The sequence below is a fragment of the Desulfurobacterium indicum genome (assembly GCF_001968985.1).
In the GTDB taxonomy this organism is placed as follows: Bacteria; Aquificota; Aquificia; order Desulfurobacteriales; family Desulfurobacteriaceae; genus Desulfurobacterium_A; species Desulfurobacterium_A indicum.
Genome location: NZ_MOEN01000055.1, coordinates 1 through 1,956, shown reverse-complemented (window position 1 = coordinate 1,956; position 1,956 = coordinate 1). Strand labels below are relative to the sequence as shown.

The 1,956-nt window shown below is 40.7% G+C and carries 1 protein-coding gene and 2 pseudogenes; all 3 read right to left on the bottom strand.

The features are described 5' to 3' along the window. Positions 1-97 precede the first annotated feature (97 nt). Positions 98-606 (bottom strand): annotated as a pseudogene (locus BLW93_RS08945) (aspartate/glutamate racemase family protein); the annotation flags it as partial. A gap of 184 nt (positions 607-790) precedes the next feature. Continuing rightward, positions 791-1,144 carry a hypothetical protein gene (locus BLW93_RS08605; protein WP_076713658.1) on the bottom strand — a complete coding sequence of 118 codons (354 nt, stop codon included), beginning with the start codon at positions 1,142-1,144 and terminating at the stop codon, positions 791-793. Then, positions 1,141-1,956 (bottom strand): annotated as a pseudogene (locus BLW93_RS08885) (hypothetical protein); the annotation flags it as partial. The gene BLW93_RS08605 and the pseudogene BLW93_RS08885, both read right to left, overlap by 4 nt.

Below are 1,956 nucleotides of genomic sequence, written 5' to 3'. Positions count from 1 at the left end.
TGTAGTTCCATTTTTGCCTCCTGGGGTTGGTATTTGTGGGGTGTTCCCCAGGAGGTTATCCCATTTCTCAAGCTTACACAAAATATCGTACACTACCTATGATGCCGCGAACAAGTTTTTGGTAGATTATTCTGTGAACAATATTTCTGTCTTTTTCTGGTGGTATTAAAACTTCTAAACCGTGAAGTTTATTAAGACGGCCTTGGTAAAAGTCTTCTTCCATCGTAAACTTGGTTCCAAGAAGACCAACACGCTTGATACCCTATTCTTTTATACGCTGTGCTGTGGCATCAGCAATGTGAAGCAGCTGAATGCTAATTGCTTTCTGAACATCATCTGCCATTTTGTGCATTGTGTTTGTGCATATAACCAGAAAATCAGCGCCGCCATTTCTATCTGCTTTGCCGCGTCTATTATAAAGTTAGTTGCCTTTTCCCATTGTCCCTGATGCTGGAGCTTTTCTATTTCTGCAAAATCCACAAAATACATTAGAATTTTAGCAGAATGAACACCGCCTAGCTTTTTATTAACCAGATGGTTTATTGTTCGATAGTATTCAATGGATGATTTCCAGCTTATTCCTCCTAATAATCCGATGGTTTTCATTGTCTTCCCGTATCTGATTTTACAAAAAAATTGTTGTTTCAATTCCTTAGAGGTACGCTTAAAACTGGGTTTTTAGTTGAGGATAGAGCAGGAGAAAAAGATAAGTGGCAGGATTTGGCAGGATTGACTTAAGTGGAGGAAACTTGAGTTGAAAAATAGAGGAAGCCAGCCGAGGCTGGCAGGATTAGGTGGTGGTTTTGGTGGGTTGTTTGGAAGAGAGTTTTTCTTCGTAGTATTTTTTAACCGCTTCAAGGACTTCCTTAAAAGTTGCGTTCTCCACACCGAGTTCGGGAACGGTGTAAAGACCGGGAATTTGAAAGATTAGGGGGTCTTCAATTAAATCCTCAATTTGTTCGGGAGATTTCCAAAGTTCAAAGTGGAAATACCGGATTCTCCCTTCTTTATCAACACCAGTGGCTGCTTCAAAAAACTCATACTCCAATTCTTCCAATTCTCCTAAACTATCAACATCTTTAACTTGAGGGTCTTTAAGCAAAAATCCGCCCATATAGTCTTTAAATTCCAATCTGATACTCATAACAATTCCTCCTTCCTACTATAGATAATAACATAACGACCAGATTTCAAGCCTGCGGGAGGATAAGGAGCAGGTTTAACGGTATAGATATAGTGTTTGTTCTCGGCACCTACGACAACCGCAGCAATGCAGTTTTTATTGCCTACTTTCCGTTTCTTACAGTAGAGGATAGCTTGTTTTTCTTGGTCAAAAAATACTATATCTGGACTACGTAGTATGTTATGAATGTTGCGTAATCCCCAAGCTCTAACCTCCTTTCTCCAAGAGCGTTCCTCTATACTAATTTCACGCAAAATATGTTCCTTTGTGAACTTCGTGAGAACCTTCTCGTTACCCAAAATATCTTTGTATTTTTTTACCACCTTAGTGGAAATTTTAGCAATCGGATGGAGGATACTATCCCCTTCACTAACAGGAACTTCCTCTCCTCTGCCTATGTAGTTCTCCAGCTTTTTGTATACCTTTTCAAGCTTCTCCAGTTTCCTTTTAACTTCCTCAAATTCCGGACATTCCCAGTCTTCAAAATTCTTTCCACACATTTCTTTAGCCTTTTCCAGAGCCTCATCTTTCAGCCCATATTTTACGATTCTTCTAGCCGTAGAATCCGTTAACTTCCACCAGCTTTCCAATGGACTTGCATTAAAGCCTTCAGGAACTGGCGGAATGTCTTTCGGCTTCCACTTCCTTACTCTCTTTGCCTCGTCAGAGCCTTTGAATATTGCTCTGACAGTTGAGCGGCAATTGAAGTGGTTGGGTGGAGCATAAGAAGTCCAGAACGGGTCATCAGGCGGTAATCTCGTCCCGTCCAGCCT

What these genes read in the sequence shown, in the direction of transcription:
- BLW93_RS08605 (WP_076713658.1), bottom strand. Translation starts at nt 1,144, where the DNA reads ATGAGTATCAGATTGGAATTTAAAGACTATATGGGCGGATTTTTGCTT.